Annotated in this window: 11 protein-coding genes; 6 read left to right on the top strand and 5 right to left on the bottom strand. The window is 71.0% G+C overall.

The window, feature by feature from the left end; all coding sequences use genetic code 11:
* Positions 1 to 246 precede the first annotated feature (246 nt).
* The gene (locus FDZ84_RS24865) at positions 247 to 450 is read right to left on the bottom strand and encodes an MbtH family protein (protein WP_168587859.1); all 204 of its coding nucleotides are present in this window, start codon (positions 448 to 450) and stop codon (positions 247 to 249) included.
* Positions 447 to 11813 carry a non-ribosomal peptide synthetase gene (locus FDZ84_RS24860; protein WP_168587858.1) on the bottom strand — a complete coding sequence of 3789 codons (11367 nt, stop codon included), beginning with the start codon at positions 11811 to 11813 and terminating at the stop codon, positions 447 to 449. Before FDZ84_RS24860 ends, FDZ84_RS24865 begins: the two co-directional genes overlap by 4 nt.
* 1056 nt (positions 11814 to 12869) lie before the next feature.
* Here FDZ84_RS24860 and FDZ84_RS24855 point away from each other — a divergent pair.
* Entirely contained in the window at positions 12870 to 13172 is a 303-nt protein-coding gene (locus tag FDZ84_RS24855; RefSeq protein WP_246868401.1) for a hypothetical protein, read from the top strand.
* 7 nt (positions 13173 to 13179) lie between these two features.
* On the opposite strand, the gene FDZ84_RS24850 is transcribed toward FDZ84_RS24855, so the two are convergent.
* Entirely contained in the window at positions 13180 to 14331 is a 1152-nt protein-coding gene (locus FDZ84_RS24850) for a right-handed parallel beta-helix repeat-containing protein (protein WP_256413774.1), read from the bottom strand.
* A gap of 397 nt (positions 14332 to 14728) precedes the next feature.
* Here FDZ84_RS24850 and FDZ84_RS24845 point away from each other — a divergent pair, with 397 nt between their 5' ends.
* The 3 genes from FDZ84_RS24845 to FDZ84_RS24835 are packed head-to-tail and all read left to right on the top strand — an operon-like array spanning position 14729 to position 16783.
* Complete coding sequence (locus FDZ84_RS24845; protein WP_246868399.1) at positions 14729 to 15739, top strand: Dyp-type peroxidase; 1011 nt, start codon at positions 14729 to 14731, stop codon at positions 15737 to 15739.
* Between the two features lie 54 nt (positions 15740 to 15793).
* Complete coding sequence (locus tag FDZ84_RS24840) at positions 15794 to 16624, top strand: class E sortase (RefSeq protein ID WP_168587856.1); 831 nt, start codon at positions 15794 to 15796, stop codon at positions 16622 to 16624.
* The gene (locus FDZ84_RS24835) at positions 16625 to 16783 is read left to right on the top strand and encodes a hypothetical protein (RefSeq protein ID WP_168587855.1); all 159 of its coding nucleotides are present in this window, start codon (positions 16625 to 16627) and stop codon (positions 16781 to 16783) included.
* Positions 16784 to 16870: 87 nt separating this feature from the next.
* Here the strand turns inward: FDZ84_RS24835 and FDZ84_RS24830 are convergent, their stop codons facing one another.
* The gene (locus FDZ84_RS24830; protein ID WP_168587854.1) at positions 16871 to 17092 is read right to left on the bottom strand and encodes a hypothetical protein; all 222 of its coding nucleotides are present in this window, start codon (positions 17090 to 17092) and stop codon (positions 16871 to 16873) included.
* Between the two features lie 238 nt (positions 17093 to 17330).
* Between FDZ84_RS24830 and FDZ84_RS24825 the strand changes: the two genes are divergently transcribed.
* A complete protein-coding gene (locus FDZ84_RS24825; protein WP_168587853.1) occupies positions 17331 to 19043 on the top strand; it encodes a YecA family protein in 1713 nt (570 codons plus the stop codon).
* Between the two features lie 266 nt (positions 19044 to 19309).
* On the opposite strand, the gene FDZ84_RS24820 is transcribed toward FDZ84_RS24825, so the two are convergent.
* The gene (locus FDZ84_RS24820) at positions 19310 to 19579 is read right to left on the bottom strand and encodes a hypothetical protein (protein ID WP_168584124.1); all 270 of its coding nucleotides are present in this window, start codon (positions 19577 to 19579) and stop codon (positions 19310 to 19312) included.
* On the opposite strand from FDZ84_RS24820, the gene FDZ84_RS24815 reads away from it, so the two are divergent.
* Positions 19500 to 19844, top strand: a complete 345-nt coding sequence (locus tag FDZ84_RS24815) for a tyrosine-type recombinase/integrase (RefSeq protein WP_168587852.1) — start codon at positions 19500 to 19502, stop codon at positions 19842 to 19844. The two genes, FDZ84_RS24820 and FDZ84_RS24815, sit on opposite strands and share 80 nt — an antisense overlap.
* Positions 19845 to 20222 lie beyond the last annotated feature (378 nt).

Below are 20222 nucleotides of genomic sequence, written 5' to 3'. Positions count from 1 at the left end.
ATCCCGCGGAGCGCGGGCGAGAACACCTCAGAGCCTGTTGGTGGATGGTCTGGGTGGGTGGTCGCTTAGCGGAACCTGAGAGGTTCCCCGGACTGCGGGTGCCCCTCCTGATGTATGTCCAATACGCGGCGGAGGCGCCGTCCTCGCCAGAAAACCTCTCAGAACCCGCCGATGGTCGTCTTGGCAAGGCGAATGCAAGCGGCTCCGCCGCTTCCAAAGGCGCGGACGGCATCCGCCGACAGGCTCTCAGGGCGTCTCGCGCAGGCTCGCCGGGCGCAGGTCGGTCCAGTTGAGCTCGACGTAGCTGAGCGCCTCCGCCCGGCTGGTCTCCGCACACACCACCTCCCAGCCCGCGGGCACCGCGGCGAACGCCGGCCACAGGGAGTGCTGCGCCTGCTCGTTGCGCAGCACCAGGAACGTGCCGTCCTCGTCGTCGAACGGGTTGGTCATGGGGTGCCGTGGCCCTTCTGCTCGGTGAGGTGGTCGCGCACGATGCGGGCTATCTCGCCGACGTGCTCGGGTTGCATGAGCCGGTCGTGCGGCAGGTCGATCCGATAGGTGGCCAGCTCGCCGCCGACGTGCGCGCGCCACGCCCGGGCTCCTGGACCGGCTTCGGCCGCGATGTGCACGGCGTCGCCGGGGTAGTGGCCCGGCCGGTGGCCGCGCAGCAACTCGGCGTTGTGCCGGGCGGTGGCCACGGTGCGGGCGATGTCGGCTTCGGTGAACGCGGCGAGCGCGCCGTCGTCTCGGCGCAGCAGCTGCGAGACCGCCTCGAACGTCAGCTCCCCCTCGGGTTGGTCGTCGTGGCCGATGGCGGTGAGCAGGATCCGGTACACCCGCTGCGCGTCGATCGGTGCTGGCTCGGCGCCCAGCGGTGGGTCGATCAGGCACAGCAAGCCGACCTGCAGGTCCCGGTCGCGCGCCTTGATCGCCATGTGGTGGGCGACGAGGCCGCCGAAGGACCAGCCGAGCAGGTGCAGCGGTCCGCGCGGGTGCGCCGAGCGGATCTCCTGCAGGTAGCGCTCGGCCATCTCCTCGATGCTGCCCGGTGGCTGCGCGCCCGCGTCACCCTGCAGCGCGTAGACGGGCTGGTCGTGGTCGAGGTGGGCCAGCAGCCCGGCGTAGGACCAGCCCAGGCCGCTGAGCGGGTGCACGCAGCACAGCGGCGCGGCCGGACCGCCGGAGCGCAGCGGCAGCAGGTGCCCTCCCGCTGCGGAGGGGCCGGTCAGCGCGCGGTGCAGCGCCGCCGGGGTGCCCGCCTCGAACACGTCGCGGACCTTCGCGCGCAGGCCGAGCCGCGAGCGGATCCGGGCGATCAGGGGCGCGGTGATCAGCGAATGCCCGCCGAGTTCGAAGAAGTTCTCCTCCGGCCCCACGCGGGCGGTCCCCAGCACCTCGGCGAAGATCTCGCACAGCACCCGCACCGGCGCCGCCACGTCCGGTTCCCCGGCTGCGGATTGCTCGGCTGCGGTGTCCTCGGCCGGGACGGGCAGCCGGTCGCGCAGCAGCTTCCCGTTCGACGAGAGTGGCAGTTCGTCGCAGGTCAGCAGCCGCGACGGGATCATGTATCCGGGCAGCCTCGCCCTGAGGTGCTCGCGCACCGAGGCGAGATCCACGCCGGGTGCGACCAGGTGCGCGACGAGCCTGCGGTCGTGGGCGTCGGGCGCGTGCACGGTCACCGCGGCGGCCCGCACCTGCGGGTGCCCGAGCAGCGCGGCCTCGACCTCGCTCGGTTCGACGCGGTGGCCGCGGATCTTGACCTGCTCGTCCGCGCGGCCGTGGAAGCGCAGCGATCCGTCTGGTGCGCGGGAGGCGAGGTCGCCGGTGCGGTACATGCGGGTGCCGGGCGGGCCGAACGGGTCGGCGACGAACCGCTGTGCGCTCAGCGCCGCCCGGTGCAGGTAGCCGGTAGCCACGCCGAGTCCGGAGATGTAGAGCTCGCCGACGGCGCCCGGCGGTGCCGGGCGCAGCCGCTCGTCGAGCACGTGGCAGGCGGTGTTCCACAACGGACGGCCCAGCGGCACGACCTCCCGCTGCCGGCCTTCGACCGGGCAGGCGCTGGACCAGACCGTCGTCTCGGTGGGGCCGTAGCAGGCCAGCAGCCGCACCCCGAGTCCGCGCAGCCGCTCAGCCAGCGGGCCGGGCACGGCCTCGCCGCCGATCACCCCGCGGATGCCGCGCAGCGCCCGCGGCCGGTCGGCGGCCAGGGTGCGCCACAGCGACGGTGTCGCATGCATTACCGTCACCCGCTGCCGTTCGACCAGCTCCAGCAGCGCATCGGGATCGCGGGTGGTGTCGCGGTCGGCCAGAACCACGGCCGCGCCGGTGAGCGCGCCGAGGTAGAACTCCGGCACGGACATGTCGAACCCCGCCGGGGCCGTGGCCAGCACCCGGTCCCGCGCGCCGACCTCCAGGAGTTCGGCCAGCGCGGCCAGCAGGTTCACCACCGCGCGGTGCGCCACGACCACGCCCTTGGGGCGGCCGGTGGAGCCGGAGGTGTAGAGGACGTAAGCGGTACCGGTCGCGATCGGTGCGGGTAATCGGCCGGGGCGGGTGAAGCTCAGCTCGCCGCGCGCGTCGGTGCCGACGACGAGCGCGGGCCGGGCGTCGTCCAGCACGGCGCCGGTGCGCGCCGCGGGCCAGTCCGGTTCGCAAGGCAGGCAGGCGGCGCCGGTGCGCAGCACCGCCAGCATCGTGGCGAGCAGGTCGGGTGTGCGGGGCAGGGCCAAGGCCACCAGCGCTCCCGGGCCGATGCCGTGCTCGGTGAGCTGCGCGGCGATCTCCCGCACCCGCTGGTCGAGTTCCCGGAACGTCAGCGCTGCGTGGTCGTGCAGCACCGCCTCGGCGTGCGGGGTTCGGGCGACCTGCGCGGCGAACAGCTCGTGCAACGGGGTCGGCGGGACCTGGCGGGCGGTGTCGTTGCAGCCGTGGACCAGCCAGTGGTGCTCCTGCTCGGAGACCACGGGCAGCTCGGCGACCGGTGTGCCGGGCGCCTCGGTCGCGGCGCGCAGCAGGAGTTCGAAGCGGCTGATCAGCTTCCGCGCGGTGTCCGGGGTGAACAGTTCGGTGTCGTACTCCAGCACCCCGGTGATGCCCTCGGGCATCCCGGTCGGGGTGTGGTTCTGGCGCAGGCTCAGCAGCAGGTCCATCCGGGCGGACTGGCCGTGCAGCGCCACCTGCTCGGTGCTGATGCCGGGCAGGTCGAACTCCTGCGGCGGGGTGTCCTGGAAGGCCACCATCACCTGGAACAGCGGGTGGTGGCCCAGCGAGCGGGCCGGGTTGAGCACCTCCACCAGCCGCTCGATGGGCACCTCCTGGTGGTCGAAGGCGTCGAGGTCGGCCGCCCGGACCCGCCGCAGCAGTTCGCTGAAGCTGGGCTGCCCGGACAGGTCGGTACGCAGCACGACGGTGTTGACGTAGCAGCCCACCGCGTCGTGCAGCGCGGCGTCGTTGCGCCCGGCCACCGGGGTGCCGATCGGGATGTCCGCACCGGCGCCGAGCCTGCACAGCAGGGCGGCGAACGCGGCGTGCAGCACCATGAACGGGCTGACGTCGTGGTCCTGGGCCAGCCGCAGCACCGCCGCGTGCAGCAACGCATCCAGGGCGACCTCGATCGTCTCGCCGCGATGCGCCGAGACCGGCGGGCGGGGGTGGTCGGTGGGCAGCGGGAGCAGTTCGGGGGCGCCTGCCAGCACTTTCGTCCAGTACCGCAGCTGCGGCTCGGCGTCGATCGCCTGCTGCCAGACGGTGAAGTCGGCGTACTGCACCGGGCTGGTGGGCCACTGCGGGCTTCGACCGGTGGACCTGGCCCGGTAGGCGGTGGACAGGTCGCGGGCCAGCGGGGCCAGCGACCAGCCGTCCACCGCGATGTGGTGCAGCAGCACCAGCAGCACGTGCCGGTCGGGACCGTGCTCGTAGAGGGTGGCGCGGATCGGCAACTCGGCGGCGAGGTCGAAGCGGTGCGCGGAGTCCGCCGCCAGCCGCGCCGCTAGATCGGCCTCGGCGACCTGGATGTGCCCGAACCGCAGCTGCTCGGGGCCGCGCACCTGCTGCCACGGTCCGTCGTCGGATTCGGCGACCACCGTGCGCAGGCTCTCGTGCCTGGCCACGACGTCGCCCAGCGCCGCACGCAGCGCGGTGGCCGACAGCGGCCCGTCCAGGCGCACCGCGAAGCGCATGTTGTAGGTGGTCGCGAACTCGTCGAAGCCGCTGATGAACCACAGCCGCCGCTGCGCGGGTGAGAGCGGTACGCGCTGCGGTCGCCGGTCCGGGCGCAGCGAGGGCCGGTCGCGGGTGCGGGCGCGGGCGACGTGGCCGACGAGTTCGGCCACGGTCGGCGCGTCGAACAGGGTGCGGATGTCGAGTTCCACGCCGAGCCCGGAGCGCACCCGGTTGATCAGCCGGGTGGCCAGCAGCGAATGCCCGCCGCTGTCGAAGAAGCTCTCCTGCACCCCGATCTCCGGGATGCCCAGCGTCGCGGCGAACGCCTCGCACAGGAACCGCTCCAGCGCCCCGCCGGGTGCCCGGCCCGCGGCGCGCCCGCTCCCGGGCTCCGGCAACGCGGCGCGGTCCAGCTTCCCGTTGGCGGTCAGCGGGATCTCGGCGACGGCCACGACGAATGCGGGAACCATGTGCGCGGGCAGCAGCGTCGCGGCGTGCTCCCGCAACCGAGCGGGATCGACCTCGGTGGTGGGCACGACGTAGGCGACCAGCCGGCCGCCGCCGGTGTCGTCGTGCTGGGCGAGCACCACCGCGCGGGCCACCGACGGGTGCCGTTCGAGGACGTGCTCCACCTCGGCGGGTTCGATGCGGAAACCGCGCACCTTCACCTGCAGGTCGACGCGCCCCAGGTACTCCAGGGACCCGTCCGGCAGCGCCCGCGCCAGGTCGCCGGAGCGGTACAACCGCGCACCGGCGGGCCCGAACGGGTCGGCGACGAACCGGGCGGCGGTCAGCCCCGCCCGCCCCAGGTATCCGCGCGCCACCCCGGGCCCGCCCAGGTAGATCTCCCCTGGACATCCCGGCGGCACCGGGCGCAGCGCGTGGTCGAGCAGGTGCAGCCGCAGGTCCGCCAGCGCCGTCCCGATCACGCTGCGTGTCTCGGCCGGGTCGGACAGCAGCGCCCAGGTGGCGTGCACCGTGGTCTCGGTGATGCCGTACATGTTGACCAGCCGCGGCCGCTGCCGGCCGTGCCAGCCGCGCAGCCGGGCCGGGTCCAGCGCTTCCCCGGCGAAGACCACGTGGCGCAGCGCGGGCAGTCCGCCACCGGGTTCTTCCTGCGCGAGCTGGTAGAACGCCGAGGGGGTCTGGGACAGCGCCGTGACCCCTTCGGCGGCCAGCAGCGCCCGCAGCTCCCGGGGCGCGCGGGTGACCTCGCCCGGCACCACCACCAGCCGCCCGCCCCGGCCCAGCGCGCTCCACAGCTCCCACACCGACACGTCGAACGCACAGGAGTGGAACAGCGCGTGCACGTCATCGGGCCCAAACCCGAAGAGGTCGTCGGTGACCTCCAGCAGCCGCAGCACGTTGCGGTGCGAGACCACCACGCCCTTGGGTTCACCGGTCGAACCGGATGTGTAGATCACGTAGGCCGCGTGGTCCGGGTGGATGGGCACCCGCGGGGCCTCGGCCCCGGCGGCGGCCAGCTCGGCTCTGGTTCGGGGATCGTCGAGCAGCAGCGCGCCGGGCTGCGCCGGCAGCACCGGCCGCAGCGCGCGCACCGAGACGATCACCACCGGCTCGGCGTCGGCGGTGGTGCGCCGGATCCGCTCCAACGGATGTTCCGGGTCCAGCGGCAGGTACCCCGCCCCGGATTTCAGCGCCGCCAGCAACGCCACCACCAGCTCCGGCGAACGCGGCAAAGCCAGCGCCACCAGCCGTTCCGGCCCGGCGCCGCGCGCGATCAGCAGCCGCGCCAGCCGGTTCGCCCGTTCGTTGAGCTCGCCGTAGGTGAGCCGTTCCGCCCCGAAGGAGACCGCGACGGCCTCGGGGTGCGCCACGGCGTGCGCCTCGAACAGCTCCGGCAGCGCGGCGTGCCGCGGTCCGGGCGGCGAGATCGCTGCGGTGTCGGGGTCTTCGCCGGGCAGCAGGAGCCCGATCTCGCCGAGGCGGCAGTGGGGTGTCGCGCCGATCCGGGTGAGCACCGCGGCCAGCCGCCGCAGCAGCCGCCGCGCCGCGGCCTCGTCGAGCACGTCGAGGCGGTGGTCGAGCCGGAACCCGAGCTGATCACCGGGCACCGCGATCAGCGACAGCGGGTAGTGCGTGCCGTCGAGCACTTCGACGCCGGTGACCCGCAGCCCCGGCACGGGGTGGGCGCCGGAGTCATCCAACGGGTAGTTCTCGAAGACCACCGCAGTGTCGAACAGCTCCCCGTGCCCGGCGATGGCCTGCAGCCGCGTCAGGTCCGCATGCTGGTGCTCGAGCACCGCGAGCTGCTGGTCCCGCAGTGCCGCCAGCGCCTCGGCCACGGTGCGCCGCGGATCGAGCCGCACCCGCACCGGAACGGTGTTGATCAGCAGCCCGACGACCTCCTCCACCCCCGGCAGCTCCGGCGGGCGGCCGGAGACGGTGGCGCCGAAGACCACGTCATCGCGACCGGTCAGCGCGCCCAGCAGCATCGCCCACGCCAGCTGCACCACGGTGCTCACCGTCGAACCCAGCCGCTGCGCGGTGCGCCGCACCGCGGCGGTGTCGGCCGCGTCGAGCCGGTCGAACACCCGGCCGCGGTCCTCGGCACCGCGGCCCGCCGCCGGGGCCACCAGCGTCGGACCGTCCACATCGGACAAGATCGTGCGCCAGACCTCCTCGTGCGCGGCGCCGTCTCGCTCCCGCGTCCAGTCCAGGAACCGCCGGTAGTCGGCGGGTGCGGGCAGCGCCGCGCCGGCGTAGAGCGCGAACAGGTCGTTGATCAGGATCGGCGTGGACCACCCGTCGATCACGATGTGGTGGGTGCTGAGCACCAGCACGTGCCGGTCCGCGCCCGCGCCCAGCAGCGCCGCCCGCCACACCGGGGCCTCGGCCAGGTCGAAGCGCCGCGCCCGGTCGGTGTCAAGGAACCGCGAGACCTCCCGCGCCGAGGCGTCCTCCCGCCGCGTCCACTCGACGTTGAAACTCGCCGGCCAGACCTGCACCGGCACTCCTTCAGCGTCGTGGCGGAACGCCGCCGACAGCTGCGGGTGCCTGCGCAGCAACGCGTGCACCGCCTCGCGCAGCCGCTGCTCGTCGAGCTCCCCGGTGAGCTCGAAGACGAACCGCACCAGGTAGGGATCGGCGGCCTGCGCGTCGTACATCGAGTGGAAGAGCAGCCCCTGCGCCAGCGGCGGCAGCGGCAGCACCGTGTCCGCCCGCTGCCCGGCACCCTCCCGCGCGTGCTCGGCCATCGCGCCGAGCACCGCGAACCAGCGCTCGCCCAGGACCGCGGCCTCGCGCTCGCCGAACAGCTGCCCGTCCCAGGACCAGTTCGCGGTCAGCCGCGGCCCGCCGGGCTCGTCGGTGACCGCGCAATCCAGCTCGACCAGGTGCACCATCCGCATGTCCTGCGGCATCGACGAGCCGAGCACCGGCGCCCACGGGCGCGGGCACCAGTCCGCGTCGCTGCCCGCGTCGAACCTGCCGAGGTAGTTGAACCCGAAGCGCGGCCGCGGCCCGCCCGCAAGGACCGGGGCGCTCTGCGGGTTCAGGTAGCGCAGCAGGCCGTAGCCGAAACCGTTGCGCGGCACCGCACCCAGCGCGGCCCGCACGTTCTCGACCACCTCGCCGAGCAGGCGGCGGTCCTGCTGAACCTGCGACCAGGCCGCCCCCGGTTGCAGCTGCACCGGGAACTGCGTGGTGAACCAACCGACGGTGCGCGAGAGGTCGAGCCCGCCGAACTCCTCGCGCCCGTGCCGCTCCACGTCCACCAGCACCGCGGGCCCATCAGCCACCGCGAGAGCGAAGGCGCTCAGCAGCAGCGTGTCGGCGGAGCAGCCGAAAACGGCCGTTGCCTGCTCCAGCACACCGGCGGTGATCTCTTCGGGCAGCTGCAACGACAGGTGACCGCGGTCGGACTCCGCGCCCGGCTGCGCCGACGGCCCGCTGACCTCGGCGACCTGGCGCCACCGCGGGAACTCCGCCTGCGTTGCCGGTTCCCGCGCGTGCTCGGGCAGCGCCCGCGCCCACTGCGCGAACGAGGTCCCCGCGGCCTCCGCTCGCGGGGACCTCCCACCAAGCATGGCCTGCCCCGCCTCGCGCAGGTCGTCGAGCAGGATCCGCCACGACACCCCGTCCACGGCCAAGTGGTGCACCGCGAGCACGAGCGTGCCCGGCTCGCCACCGGCATCGAGCCACACGGCGCTCGCCGCCGGGCCGGTCTCTACGTCCAGCCGCGCCTGCGCGCGCCGCGCCCACTGCCCCGCCAGCTCCCGCCTGTGCTGCTCGGCGAGCTCGCGCACGTCCACCCGCGCGAAGTCGAACCCGGCCTGCGCCGCGACCCGCAGGTTCCACAGCCCACCGGTGGCCGTGAGCTTCAACCGCAGCGCGTCGTGCCGCCGCACCAGCGACGAGAGCACCGACCGCAGCCCCTGCTCCCCCAGCTCGGCGGGCACCCGCAGCGTTACGCACTGGGCGAACCCGCCCAGCGCACCGCCGCGTTCCAGCAGCCAGTGCATGATCGGCGTCAACGGCAGCGGACCGGCCGCAGCACCCGGCCCCGGCAGCGCCGGTGCGGCCGCACCCACCCGCTCGGCCAGCGCGGCCACGGTCGGGTGGCGGAACACGTCGGAGGTGCCGAGTTCGAGGCCACCGCGCCGGGCCCGGCTGGCGAGCTGGATCGCCTTGATGCTGTCACCGCCCAGGGCGAAGAAGTCCCGGTCCGGCGGCACCTCGGCCAAGCCGAGCACCTCGCGGAACAACCCGGCCAGCAGCTCCTCGGCCGCCGACGCCGGGACCGGGGATTCGGTGGGCGTTTCCTGTGGCGCGGAGTCTTCGGCCGGATCGGGCAACGCGGCGCGGTCCAGCTTCCCGTTGCGGTTCAACGGCAACTCCGGCACCACCACGAATTGCGAGGGCACCATGAACGGTGGCAGCAGCGCGGCCACGTGCTCCCGCAACGCGGCCGGATCCGCCTGCTCGGCCACGACGTAGGACACCAGCCGCCGCCCGGTCTCCTCCTCGCGCAGCACCGTCGCCACCTGCCGCACGCCCGCGGCCCGCCCCAGCGCGGCGTCGACCTCACCCGTCTCGATGCGGTGACCGCGCAACTTGACCTGGCCGTCGCCGCGGCCGGCGAAGTGCAGCGTGCCGTCCGGGTTCCACCGCGCCAGATCACCAGTGCGGTACATCCGCTCGCCCGGCGCCCCGAACGGGCAGGCCACGAACCGCTGCGCCGTCGCGGCCGGATCGGCCAGGTAACCGCGAGCCAGGCCGAACCCGGCCAGATAGAGCTCCCCTACCGCGCCCAGCGGCACCGGCCGCAGCGCGGCGTCGAGCAGGTGCACCCGCTTGCCGTCGATCGGCGCGCCGATGGGCACCGCAGTGGCGTCGTCGGAGTCGACGACGTGGCGGGTGGCGAACACGGTCGTCTCGGTCGGGCCGTAGCCGTTGATCACCACGAGCTCCGGAGCGACCGCCCGGACCCGGCGCACCGCCGCCGCCGGGACCACGTCGCCGCCCGTCCAGACCTGCCGGACACCGCGCAGCCACCCCGGGGCCTCCTGGCTGACCGCGTCGAACAACCCCGCCGTCAACCACAGCCCGGTCACCCCGCAACCGGCGACCACCTCACCCAACACCTGCAGATCCGCTTCGCCCGGCGGGGCGAGCACGACCTCACCACCGGTCAGCAGCGGGACCCACAGCTCCAAGGTCAACGCGTCGAAGGCGTGCGGGGAATGCAGCAGCACCCGCTCGGCAGCGCCCTCTGCCCACCACCGGTCCTCGGTCAAGCGCACCACGTTCTCATGCGTGATCGCGACGCCTTTCGGCGTGCCGGTGGAACCCGAGGTGAACATGACGCAGGCCAACCGGCCCGGCGTGATCACCGCGGCGGTCACCGGGGCCGTGCCGCCGCCCGCTGCCACGCCCAGGACGGTCCCGGTGCCGCGGAACCAGCCGGTGAACTCGTCCTGCGCGGTGACCTCATCGGTGATCAGCAGCGCGAGATCCGCCCCGTCCGCGATGGAGCGCAACCGGTGCGCCCCGTCGGCCCGGTGCAGCGGCACGTACGCCGCCCCGGCCCGCACCACCGCCAGCACCGCCACCACCAGGCCCACCGAGCGCTCGACGAGCAGCCCGACCGGAGACTCCGCACCTGCCCCGGCCGCCACGAGCCGCGCGGCCAGCGCATCGGCGCGGGCGTCGAGCTCGCGGTAGGTCAGCCGCTCGCCGGTGGCGGGTGAGCGCACCGCGAACGCCTCAGGCGCGGCGGCGACCCGCTCGGCGAACCGCGACGCCAGGTCTTGCGCGGGAGCGGAGCCCGCCACCCCGGTGCCCGCGGACCGCACCCGGGCCCGTTCGGCGGGGGTGGTGGTCTCGAGGCGCGCGATCCGGGTGCCCGGCTCGGCCCGCACCAACTGCTCCAGCAGGTGCAGGAACCGGTCACGGGCGGCCGCGAGCACTTCGCGGTCGTGGCTGGCCGGGTTCGCGTCGAAGTCGAAGCGCAGCCGCCCATCACCCCGGTCGTAGGCGACCACGGAGAAGTCCTCCGACGGCGGCGCCGCCACGTTGTGCACGGTCGCGGTGCCATCGCCGAAGCTCAGCCCGTAGGCGAACTTCTGCACGTTGACCACCGGCCCGAAGAACCTGCGGCCGTCCTCGGGATACCCGGCCTCCCGGCTCAGCCGCTCTCCTCGGTACCGCTGGTGGGCCTGCACCGACCGCACCCGGTCGCAGACCTGCCCGAGCAGCCCGGCGACCGTGTCCGCCGGGTCCAGGCGCAACCGCAGCGGCAGCACGTTCGCCGACATCGACGGCACGGTCCAGCTGAACCCGCTGAACCGTCCCGGCACCGGCAGGCTCAGCACCACCTCCCGGCTGCCCGACATCGCCTGGGTGTGCAGGGCCGTCGCCGCGATCACCAGCCGCGACCAGCGCCTGCCGAACCGGTCGGCCGCCGCGCGCAGCTCGGCGAACTCAGCCTCGCCGAACGTGGTGGTCAGCCGCAGCGAACTCGCCGCGGCAGCGGCGGGCCGGGCGGCCATGCTCAGGAAACCGGGACCATCGGCGAGGTGCTCGTGCCACCACCGCCGGTCGGCGTCGAACTCGGCCGAACTCCGATAGCCGTCCTCTTCGGCCAGCAACCCCGCCAGGCCGCCCCACTGACCGGCCGGGACGGGGAGCCCGCGGTACAGGTGGTCGTAGATCTCGGCGATCCGCGTGGTCAGCATCGTCATACCGACACCGTCGAGGGCGATGTGGTGCGCCCATTGGAAAAGCAGGTGCCGCTCCGCGGCCAGGCGCAGCACCACCGCGCCGTGGACCGGCCCGTCCCGCAGCTCCAGCGGCCGGTCCAGCTCGGCGCGCATCCAGCTCAGCGCCGCGCCGTGCGGATCGTCCGCCCCGCTGAGGTCGTGCACCGCCACCGCAGGCTCGAGCTGACGCAGGTGCTGGCGCGGGCGACCGTCGGGCCCTTCGGTGAAGGTGGTGTTCACCGCCTCGGCCTCCCGCGCGGCCAGCCGCACCGCCGTGGACAGCAGACCGACCTCCAGCGGCCCGGTGATCTCGGCGTACTCGCCCCACAGGTACGGCGAGGAGCTCGCGGAACCGGCCTGCTCGGCCAGCCAGATCCCGAGCTGGGCTTCGGAGACGGGGAGTTCGGTGGCCTGGTCGTGCGAGGTCATCGGCAGTCCTCACCGGCAAGGGGGTGACCCGCGCCTGACAGCGTCGATCGGCGCCGGTCGCCTCGCGGCGCGACCGGGCACGGTGGATTTCGTCGGATCACGAGCAGAGTTCGCGATGGCGCGCTGTGCCCGGCCTGGTGTCACTTCACCGGCATCAGCGGATCTTCGGCGGGAACGCGCCGCGGCCGACGGATACCCCGCCAGCCAGGCCACGAGCTCGGGTCCTGCGCAAGATGTGTTCTCACGCGCCGCACCTACCGCCTCGCGGGCGGTGATCTCCCTCAAGCACGTCCCGACTTTAGACACACGCCCACACGCAAGTCGACCCAAAACACTCAATTAGCGCAATTTGGACTTCGCGGATGAGTTCCCGGTCACACGCCTGAGGGCGGGCACCATCCAGCCACCCTCGGCCGGCACATGCACCGTTGAGCTACCGGCTTCGACCCGGCGCGCACCACCAAACAGAGCAGTTCGTCGGGCGCGGGCTGACCAAGTACTGGCTGTTCAGCCGCGACGAAGGCGCACCCGGCAGCGGCACCTGTCCGGGGTCCTGGGTTCCATTGCTGCTGCGGAATGTAGGCAACCGACCCTTGTGCGGCTTCCTGGTGCGCCCCAGGGGTCTGGCTCGGGGCCCGTCGACGACCACGTTGTTCCCGCCCGCACAGGGACTCGGACGCTGGCGACGACCTCTGGCCGTCGTTCGTGCGTCGTGCTTCCCAGCAGATTCGGCAGGGTGCTCTCCGCGAGCCGGCCGCCGGTGCCCTCGCGTTCCGCTCGATCCGCGACCTTGAGGCGGTGGGCACGCTCTCGTCGTTGCCGGCGACAGCCCTGGTGTCGACGAGAAGCAGACCCGCGACCCGTTGCGGCGCGGCCCGCGGCGAAGGTCGCCACCTGGCCGTGAGTGATTTTGGGCGCCATAGCACCGAAAAACGCTCACGGGCCTTGGTCCTGCACCGCGCACACCCAACCGTCCGATGTGGTCCGGCATCGCCGCCCGGGCCGGGTTGGTTCAGCCGTCCGCTGCACACGACCGGCAGTGCGCTGGACGCCTCGTTGGCCATCGCGCTCGGTCTCGGCAGCGACCGGCCTGACAACGCCGCACTACTGCCGCAGAACGGCGCCACCTGGAGGGGACAGGACCAGTGGGACGGGCACCAGGTGGACGTCATGACCGGGCCGGATGCCGGTGCCAAGCCCGGTACGGGGGGCACCGTGCGCTACTGGATCGGCTCGGACGGCACGATGTACCGGGTTCAGGTCGAGGTGGCTTCCCAAGCGCGGCCAGTGGTCATCGATTTCGACACCGGGGAATATGTTCCGGTTCAGCCGGTACCCGGAGTCGGCCCGAGACCGTAGCCGCCGTTCAGGATGTCCGTACCAGCGCATTGCCGGCGAGCAGTGACGCTGAGGGCAGCGGGATGCTTGCGGTGTCCGGTAGTACCGGAACGGCCGGAACAGCCGTGGCGCCGGTCGTGGTGGCATTCGGGAACTGTGGCTGTGCGCCAGGCACAGCCACCTCGGTGAACGGGATACCGCCGGGTGCCGTCGGCATCGCCCACGTGCCCGACGGTGTGGGCGACTGGGCGGGAACCGGGCAGGACGCGGTCGTCACGAGCTGAGCGGGCACCGTCGCGCGCAGATCATTGTCGTGCAGGCAGTTACCGCGTCCCTGTGTGGCGGTGGGAAACGTCCAGCCGACGTCAATACCGTTGGCGGCGAAAGTGTTGTCCACGATCTGGTTTCCCTCCGGTGGTAGGTCGGCGGTTGCGGTGATCACCATCCCAGCGTTGATATTGCCGGCGATGCGGTTGCGGATGAACTGGTTGTCGCTGCCGCCATCGATGCCGATGCCGATGCCCCACCCGCCGTCGGCCTGCTCGGGGGTCGGTGTCTGCTGGTTGCCCGCGACCAGGTTGCCGGCGACGACGGAACCCCGCTGCGGGAGCAGCTTCTCCTGATGGTCGGAGTTGATGGTGAGTCCGACCCGGTTACCGACAAAACGGTTACCAACCACGTACATGTCACCACTGGCGTTGGTGCCTTCGTAACCGACCGCGTTGAGTTCGGCAATGTTGTCCCGCACCACGATATTGCACGGCTTGCACTGCCCGACATAGATCCCCGAGTCAGCCGAACCTGACGTGTACGAGTGCTCGATGACACCGTCCTGCGCGGAGAACGCGTAGATGCCGTACAGCCCGTTGCGGGTCGCGGTCACATGGGAAACCAAGAACGATTTCAGGAAAGTGACGGGCTCGTCGCCGGTGTCATAGCCGCCGCTTGTCCCCGGCAATCCGGCGACCGCTTTCGCCGAACCGGTGACCAGTACCCCGTTTTGCGTGTTGTTCTCCACGGTCAGGTTCTCCACGGCCACCCCGGGCGCGGCGACGACGATGCCGTTGGGCTGCTGCAACCGCCCGTCGATAATGACCTTGTCCCGGGACTCGCCCCGAAGGGTAATCCGCGCCGTGGCGATCTTCACCGACTCCGGATATACGCCCGGCGCGACTAACACGAGATCACCGGGCTGAGCGAGCGACACCGCGGCCGAGATCGTCGGGGCGTCAGCCGGCACTCGGATCGTCACGTGCGCACCGGCCGGTCGCCGGCCCTGGCCCGATCCGTCATCGCCGGCACCGCAGCCGGCCAAGACGAGTATCAGCGTGCCCAGCACCGCGACTGTCACGCGAAGACCGAAACGAGACATGATCGCAGTGTGGCATGGACGCCGGATTCGCCTGTGGGAGGGCGGATATGGCACTCTCCCTACCGTGAACCGAGCCGATCATCGCCCGTCACGCCGCGCGTTCCTCGGTGTCACCGGTACCGTAATGGCCACCGGCCTCACCGCCGGGTGCGAATCGGGCCCCCCTCAGCCTGGCCAACGTGATGCCCCCGCGTCCACCACGCCGGTGTCACCGACGGGTCGGCATCAGGCGGGTATCACGCTCCCGCAGCCAGCCCAGCCCAACCTGCTGGCCTTGGTGGCCGACCTCGGCGACGCCGTGGCACCCGGCCCATTACTGGCCGACCTCGGCCAGGCCATCCTCACGCTCACCGCGGGAACCGACGCACGACTGCTGGGCCTACCGCCGGGCGATCTCACCGTGACGATCGGAGTGGGCCCCCGACTGGTGCGCATGGTCGATCCTTCCCTGCCCGGCGCCGTGGATCTCCCACAGTTCTCCCGGGAACGGATCGCCCCGCAAGCACGCGGCGGTGACCTGCTGATACAGATCTGCGCCAGCGACGCCTTGGTAGTGCCGGTCGCCGCTGCCGCGCTTGTCGACCAGGCCGGTGACCGGATACACGAACGCTGGCGGCAGTCCGGGCGCCGCGGTTCGAACATTCCCGTAGCTCAGGGCCTTACCGCCCCACGAAACCTCTTCGGTTTCATCGACGGCATCGTGGGCCCGCACACCACCGTCCAAGAACAACGAGACCTGTGGCTGCCCGGGCCGGCTCCGGTCGCCGACGGCACCATTACCGTACTGCGACGCATGGAACTCGATCTGCCGCGGTTCGCCACACTGTCCGTTGCCGACCAGGAGGCAGTCTTCGGTCGGTACCGAGCCACCGGCGTGCCTCTCTCCGGTGGCACCATCACCTCGGACCCGGCCCTCGGCGCCAAAACCCCGGACGGACGCTACCTCATCCCGGCAGACGCCCACGTCCGCAGAGCACACTCCAACGTCGTTGGCGTCGGCCTCATGCTCCGTCGCTCCTACAGCACCGACGAACCCACCCCCGGCCTGCTTTTCATCAGCTTCCAGAACGACATACGAACATTCACCAACACCCTGACCCGGATGGATCATTCCGACGCACTGCTGGAATTCACCACCACCACCGCCAGCGCGACCTTCCTGACACTCCCCGGATTCGACCAACAACACCCACTTGGCGCCACACTGTTCCACTGAAACAGATCAACCACAGTGGACAGTAACGTAAGCGAGTTCCAGAAAGGAGCACGCGTGGCGATTCTGGAAGCACCGAAGTCATCGGGGGGACTCGGCGCGAAGATCGTGCGAACCTTCGGCGAGCTGCTGATCACCGCCGGGCTGGTCGTCCTGCTATTCGTCGTCTACGAGCTGTACGTGACCGACCTCTTCTCGGCGAAGAAACAGGCCAGCGCGACGACAACGCTCAACGGGGACTGGGCACAGGACCGGCAGCCGCATCCCGAACTGATCGACGGCAAAGCGTTCGCCAAGCTGTACATCCCGGGCTTCGGCGCCGACTACCACTTCACCATCCAGGAAGGCACCGAAGCGGCGGCACTGGAGGTCGGGCCGGGACACTACAAGGGCACCGCGCTGCCCGGCGAACCAGGCAACTTCGCGGTCGCCGGGCACCGGGTCGGCAAGGGTGCGCCCTTCAACGACCTGGACCTGCTGAGCTCCTGCGACGCGATCGTAGTGGAGACGCAGACCGACTTCTTCGTCTACCGCGTACTGCCGCACTCCGACGAGTTCGCGAACTGGTCGACCGGGCAGGGCGCACAACCGCAGTGCTCGCATGCGGGCACGCTGCGGACGAACGCGGCCGACGGCGGCCCATACGGCGAGACCTATGGCCGCGAGATCGTCAGCCCGAACGAGGGCGATGTCGTGGCGCCGGTGCCACACAAACCGCCCGACATCCTGCCGCCCCAACAGCAGGTCGCACTGCTCACGCTGACCACGTGCCACCCGCAGTTCTCCGACCGGCAACGGCTGATCGTGCACGCGGTGCTGACCAACCAGTTCCCGAAGACGGCCGACGCCACGTATGCCCAGTTGTTGCAGGCGATCGGGGAGGCATAAATGTACGGCTGGATCTGGCGTCACCTCCCCGGGCCGCTGGGCACGAAGCTGGTGCTCGCGCTACTACTGGCCCTGGGAGTGATCGCGCTGCTGCTGTTCGTGGTCTTCCCCTGGCTGGAACCGATGCTCCCGTTCAACCAGGTCTCGGTCCCGAACTAGGCCGGGTAGCGGGGAGGATCTGCCCCTCCCTGCCCCACAGATCCGGACGTGAACCTCTCGGTTCATCCGGCTCGTGCCGTCGGGTTGTTAGGTAGTCAACCAGCACGCCTGGGCGTCTACCGAGCCGCTCCTGGCACCAGCCGCGGTGAACTCACTTTCCAGCCGGTGCGGGCGCTCGGTGCAGGCGGCGTGCCGTCCTACCGTGCGAGCGGGGCCCGCAACGCGGATGACGGCGAGTACGGTGTTGATCGCTTCGAGGTCGACGGCGGTGGGGCGAACGACTCGCCCCGCCAGTCCAGGTAGTGTCATGCTCGGGTTCCCCGAAGTCGGCGAAGCCCGGAGGAGATGGCTTTCGTCCTCGCCTTAGCAGTCAACGAGAATCGTTTCGAGTGCGCGGGCAAGAGCACCAGACGCGGTCATGCTCGCCTCTCCAAGAGATCGCCGATGTCACTGCATACCTGCGTCTCGCCTGCCAGCGGCTACCCTATCGCGAGCGTTGCCGCATCCTTCCCGACGGCCCTTCCGCCGCATCGGTTACGGTAGCTCAATGGCTGCGGAGACCGATGTGCTGGTTGATAGTGACACCGTCGCGGGATGGCTCACCAGTGATGAGCCGTTGGCTGAGGATCAGACCGACTTCCTCGTAGACATTCTCGCCACCGCGCCCGACGAAGCGCTGGATTTCCTTTCCGGCCAGGTCGAATGCCACACCGCGCGCGGCGGTGACGTCGGTGCGCTGCTGCAGGTAATTCAATCCAAGGCCCGCGGCAAATACGCCAAGGCCGCGGTCGCGCTGCTTTCGGCACGCGCCGCCGAGGGCGCCGGAGACTCCACCTCCGCCCGCGAGCACATCAATGACGCCCTGGCGCACCGCCCCGACTTGGAACCGGCCCTGCACGACGCCACGCAATACGCCGCTGCCCGCGGCGACTACACCGCCGCCGATCGCTACCTACGCCGCGCCCAGATGCCCAGCCCGCTGCAACAGGGACTGAACGCGGCCCTCGCAGCCTCCGCGGTGGATGACGTGCCGCGCAACAGCCCCTGCCGGTGCGGATCGGGACGGAAGTACAAGGCATGTTGCCGACGTGGCGCCGTACCCGGGCTGGCCGCGCGGGCCCAACTCCTGTACGCACTGCTGGGTAGCTACGCCGAACGCTCCCCCGGCGTCGAGGCCATCAGCGCACTGACCGAACGCACCGCGGAACCCCAGCGGTACGCGATGTTCTGCCTCGACGTTGCGCTCTTCCAGGGCGGCCTGGTGGAAAAGTTCCTCGCCGCCCGAGGTCACTGGCTGCGCCCCGAGGAACGCGACCTCATCGAAGACTGGCGGCGGGTCCCGTTCACTCTTTATGAAACCGTCGACGTCAAGCGTGGCCACGGAGTCACGCTGCGGGCCCATCCCAACGGAGAGCCGATCCACCTCTCGGACAAACTGTTCTCCACCTCCGCCCGACGGCTTGGCCTGTTCTGCGGCCGATTGCTGCACGACACCACCGGACCCCGGCTACTGGCGATTCCCGTCCCGGTCCCCCGCCACCGGCGCCACGCCATACAGAAGCTGCTCGCATCAGGGCCGTCGCCGGAACAGATCGCAGACTTCTTCGCCCCGGAACCGCCGGCCCAGGTGCGCAACTCGGACGGCGACGCTGTTCACGACTGCCGGGTCACCTACACCGCGAACCAAGCGGAACAGACCTTCGACCGTCTTAGGGAACAGCTCGTGCAGACCGGCGATGACCTGCTGGCCTCTCACCGCCAACTGCCCGATGGGCGGACACTCAGCATCGGAGAGATCCACCGCAACCGCGACGAATTCACCATCACAGCGAACTCCCCAACTCGACTCGCAGAACTCGAAGATCTCCTATACAACGTTGCCCCCGACGCCACCGAGCAAAACCGGCACACGGAACGCCTCGGCCCCAACCCGGAACCCGACGGCCGCGAAGGCCGAACCGTCATCCTGGAGACCTACTTCCTCGACTGCCACGAAGAGGCCCAGGCCAACGAACGCATCAGCCTCGACGCCGAAGCCGCCTGGCTCGACAACCCTGGCGTCATCGGCAATCTGACCCCGCGCCAGGCAGCCGCTTCCACCGACCCCGCAATCCTCAGCGAACTCCACGCCACCCTCGACGACGTGGAAGCCGTTCTCCTGGATGCGAAACGCGAAGGGCGACCCACCGCCGGGCTCATGAACCCCGACCGACTCCGCCGAACCCTCGCGCTCAATGGATCGCGAGCATTCGCCGATTGAGGCTCAGCACGGAGTCAGGCGCTGGATAAGAACGGCGATCAAGCACGTCGTCACTCACTCGGCGGCCCGGGATATCCGCAGGGTCACCGCCCACCCCACCGCCGCCTGGGCCACAATCTTCGCTAACGAAGGCAGCACGGTCACGAAGTTCCCGCCGCAGCCCCAACTGCAACCCGCACGCGGAACGATTCATACGCTCCGTTCGCAAGGATTGCACCAACCGAGTGCTGATCTTCGACAGAGGTCACGGAGAAGATCCTCCAGCTTTAGTCCTGATTCCTCCCAGCGCCGGGCTCCATGGGTCCGGAGACGTACGAACGGGCACTGGCGGGCAGCCGGGCACCGGCGAGGCGCAGTTGCGTCACCCGGCTCGCGAACGCCGCACCACGCATGACATGGGTGGCCAGCTCCACCGCGCGGCGATGCTCGACGTCACCGATATCGGCCGCAATCCGCATGGGCCGGAGTTCGGCGCCGGGCTCGTCGGCGCCGTGGTCGTCCGAGCGCGAGGAGCGGATCGGGTTGCAGCGGATCAACTCCCGGTTCGCCGCTTACCGAGACGCACCGGGGTTCGATCCCGGCTTGGACTTCCACGGGCTAAGACGCTCGTACGTCACGCATCTCATCGAGGCAGGCCGGGATCCGCTCTTTGTTCAATTCCAATGTGGACACGAACATGCGAGAACAACTTCTTTGAATACTTGCGTTTCCTCGGACTTCCGAACCCGCAGGCTGCGCCAGGCCCTGGGCCAGACCATGGCCGCCGCTCTCGACGAACCCACCAGGACATCCGTGCAGTGAGCCCGGAGCTGCTTCGGTTGGTCCAGATCGCACCGCGCAGCACGGCGGGGACCAGTCGCTCACGGGCCGGACCGTCTTGAAACTGGTCTCGTAGATCGTCACCGGCGTCGGCGAAAGCGGCCACGACAAGGTCGTGCCAAGCCGGACCGCAAAAGAGACTGACGACCGCTCCTGCCGAACCCAGTGGAGCTTTCCTGAGCAAAGCGACTCCATGATCTTGGAAGCCCCGTGCCTGCCACGTTCCCAGACCCCGTCGAACCGACAGATTGTTACGAATCGGGCGTCAAGCGGCTACGGCGAAGCGCTGGCTGCCCGCCCAACGACGAACCCCCGCCCTGCTGCGCTGGAAGGACGGGGGTTTGCCGTGGGGCAGTCACG

It is taken from the genome of Saccharopolyspora sp. ASAGF58 (assembly GCF_012277335.1).
In the GTDB taxonomy this organism is placed as follows: Bacteria; Actinomycetota; Actinomycetes; order Mycobacteriales; family Pseudonocardiaceae; genus Saccharopolyspora; species Saccharopolyspora hattusasensis.
The sequence above is the reverse complement of the archived record's forward strand: the minus strand, read 5'-3'. Positions and strand labels throughout refer to the sequence as shown.

Bases quoted from the DNA above. Each gene is read 5' to 3' on its own strand.
- FDZ84_RS24860 (WP_168587858.1), bottom strand. From the start codon at position 11,813: ATGACCTCGCACGACCAGGCCACCGAACTCCCCGTCTCCGAAGCCCAG.
- FDZ84_RS24835 (WP_168587855.1), top strand. From the start codon at position 16,625: ATGTACGGCTGGATCTGGCGTCACCTCCCCGGGCCGCTGGGCACGAAG.
- FDZ84_RS24815 (WP_168587852.1), top strand. From the start codon at position 19,500: ATGGGCCGGAGTTCGGCGCCGGGCTCGTCGGCGCCGTGGTCGTCCGAG.
- FDZ84_RS24825 (WP_168587853.1), top strand. From the start codon at position 17,331: ATGGCTGCGGAGACCGATGTGCTGGTTGATAGTGACACCGTCGCGGGA.
- FDZ84_RS24865 (WP_168587859.1), bottom strand. From the start codon at position 450: ATGACCAACCCGTTCGACGACGAGGACGGCACGTTCCTGGTGCTGCGC.
- FDZ84_RS24830 (WP_168587854.1), bottom strand. From the start codon at position 17,092: ATGACACTACCTGGACTGGCGGGGCGAGTCGTTCGCCCCACCGCCGTC.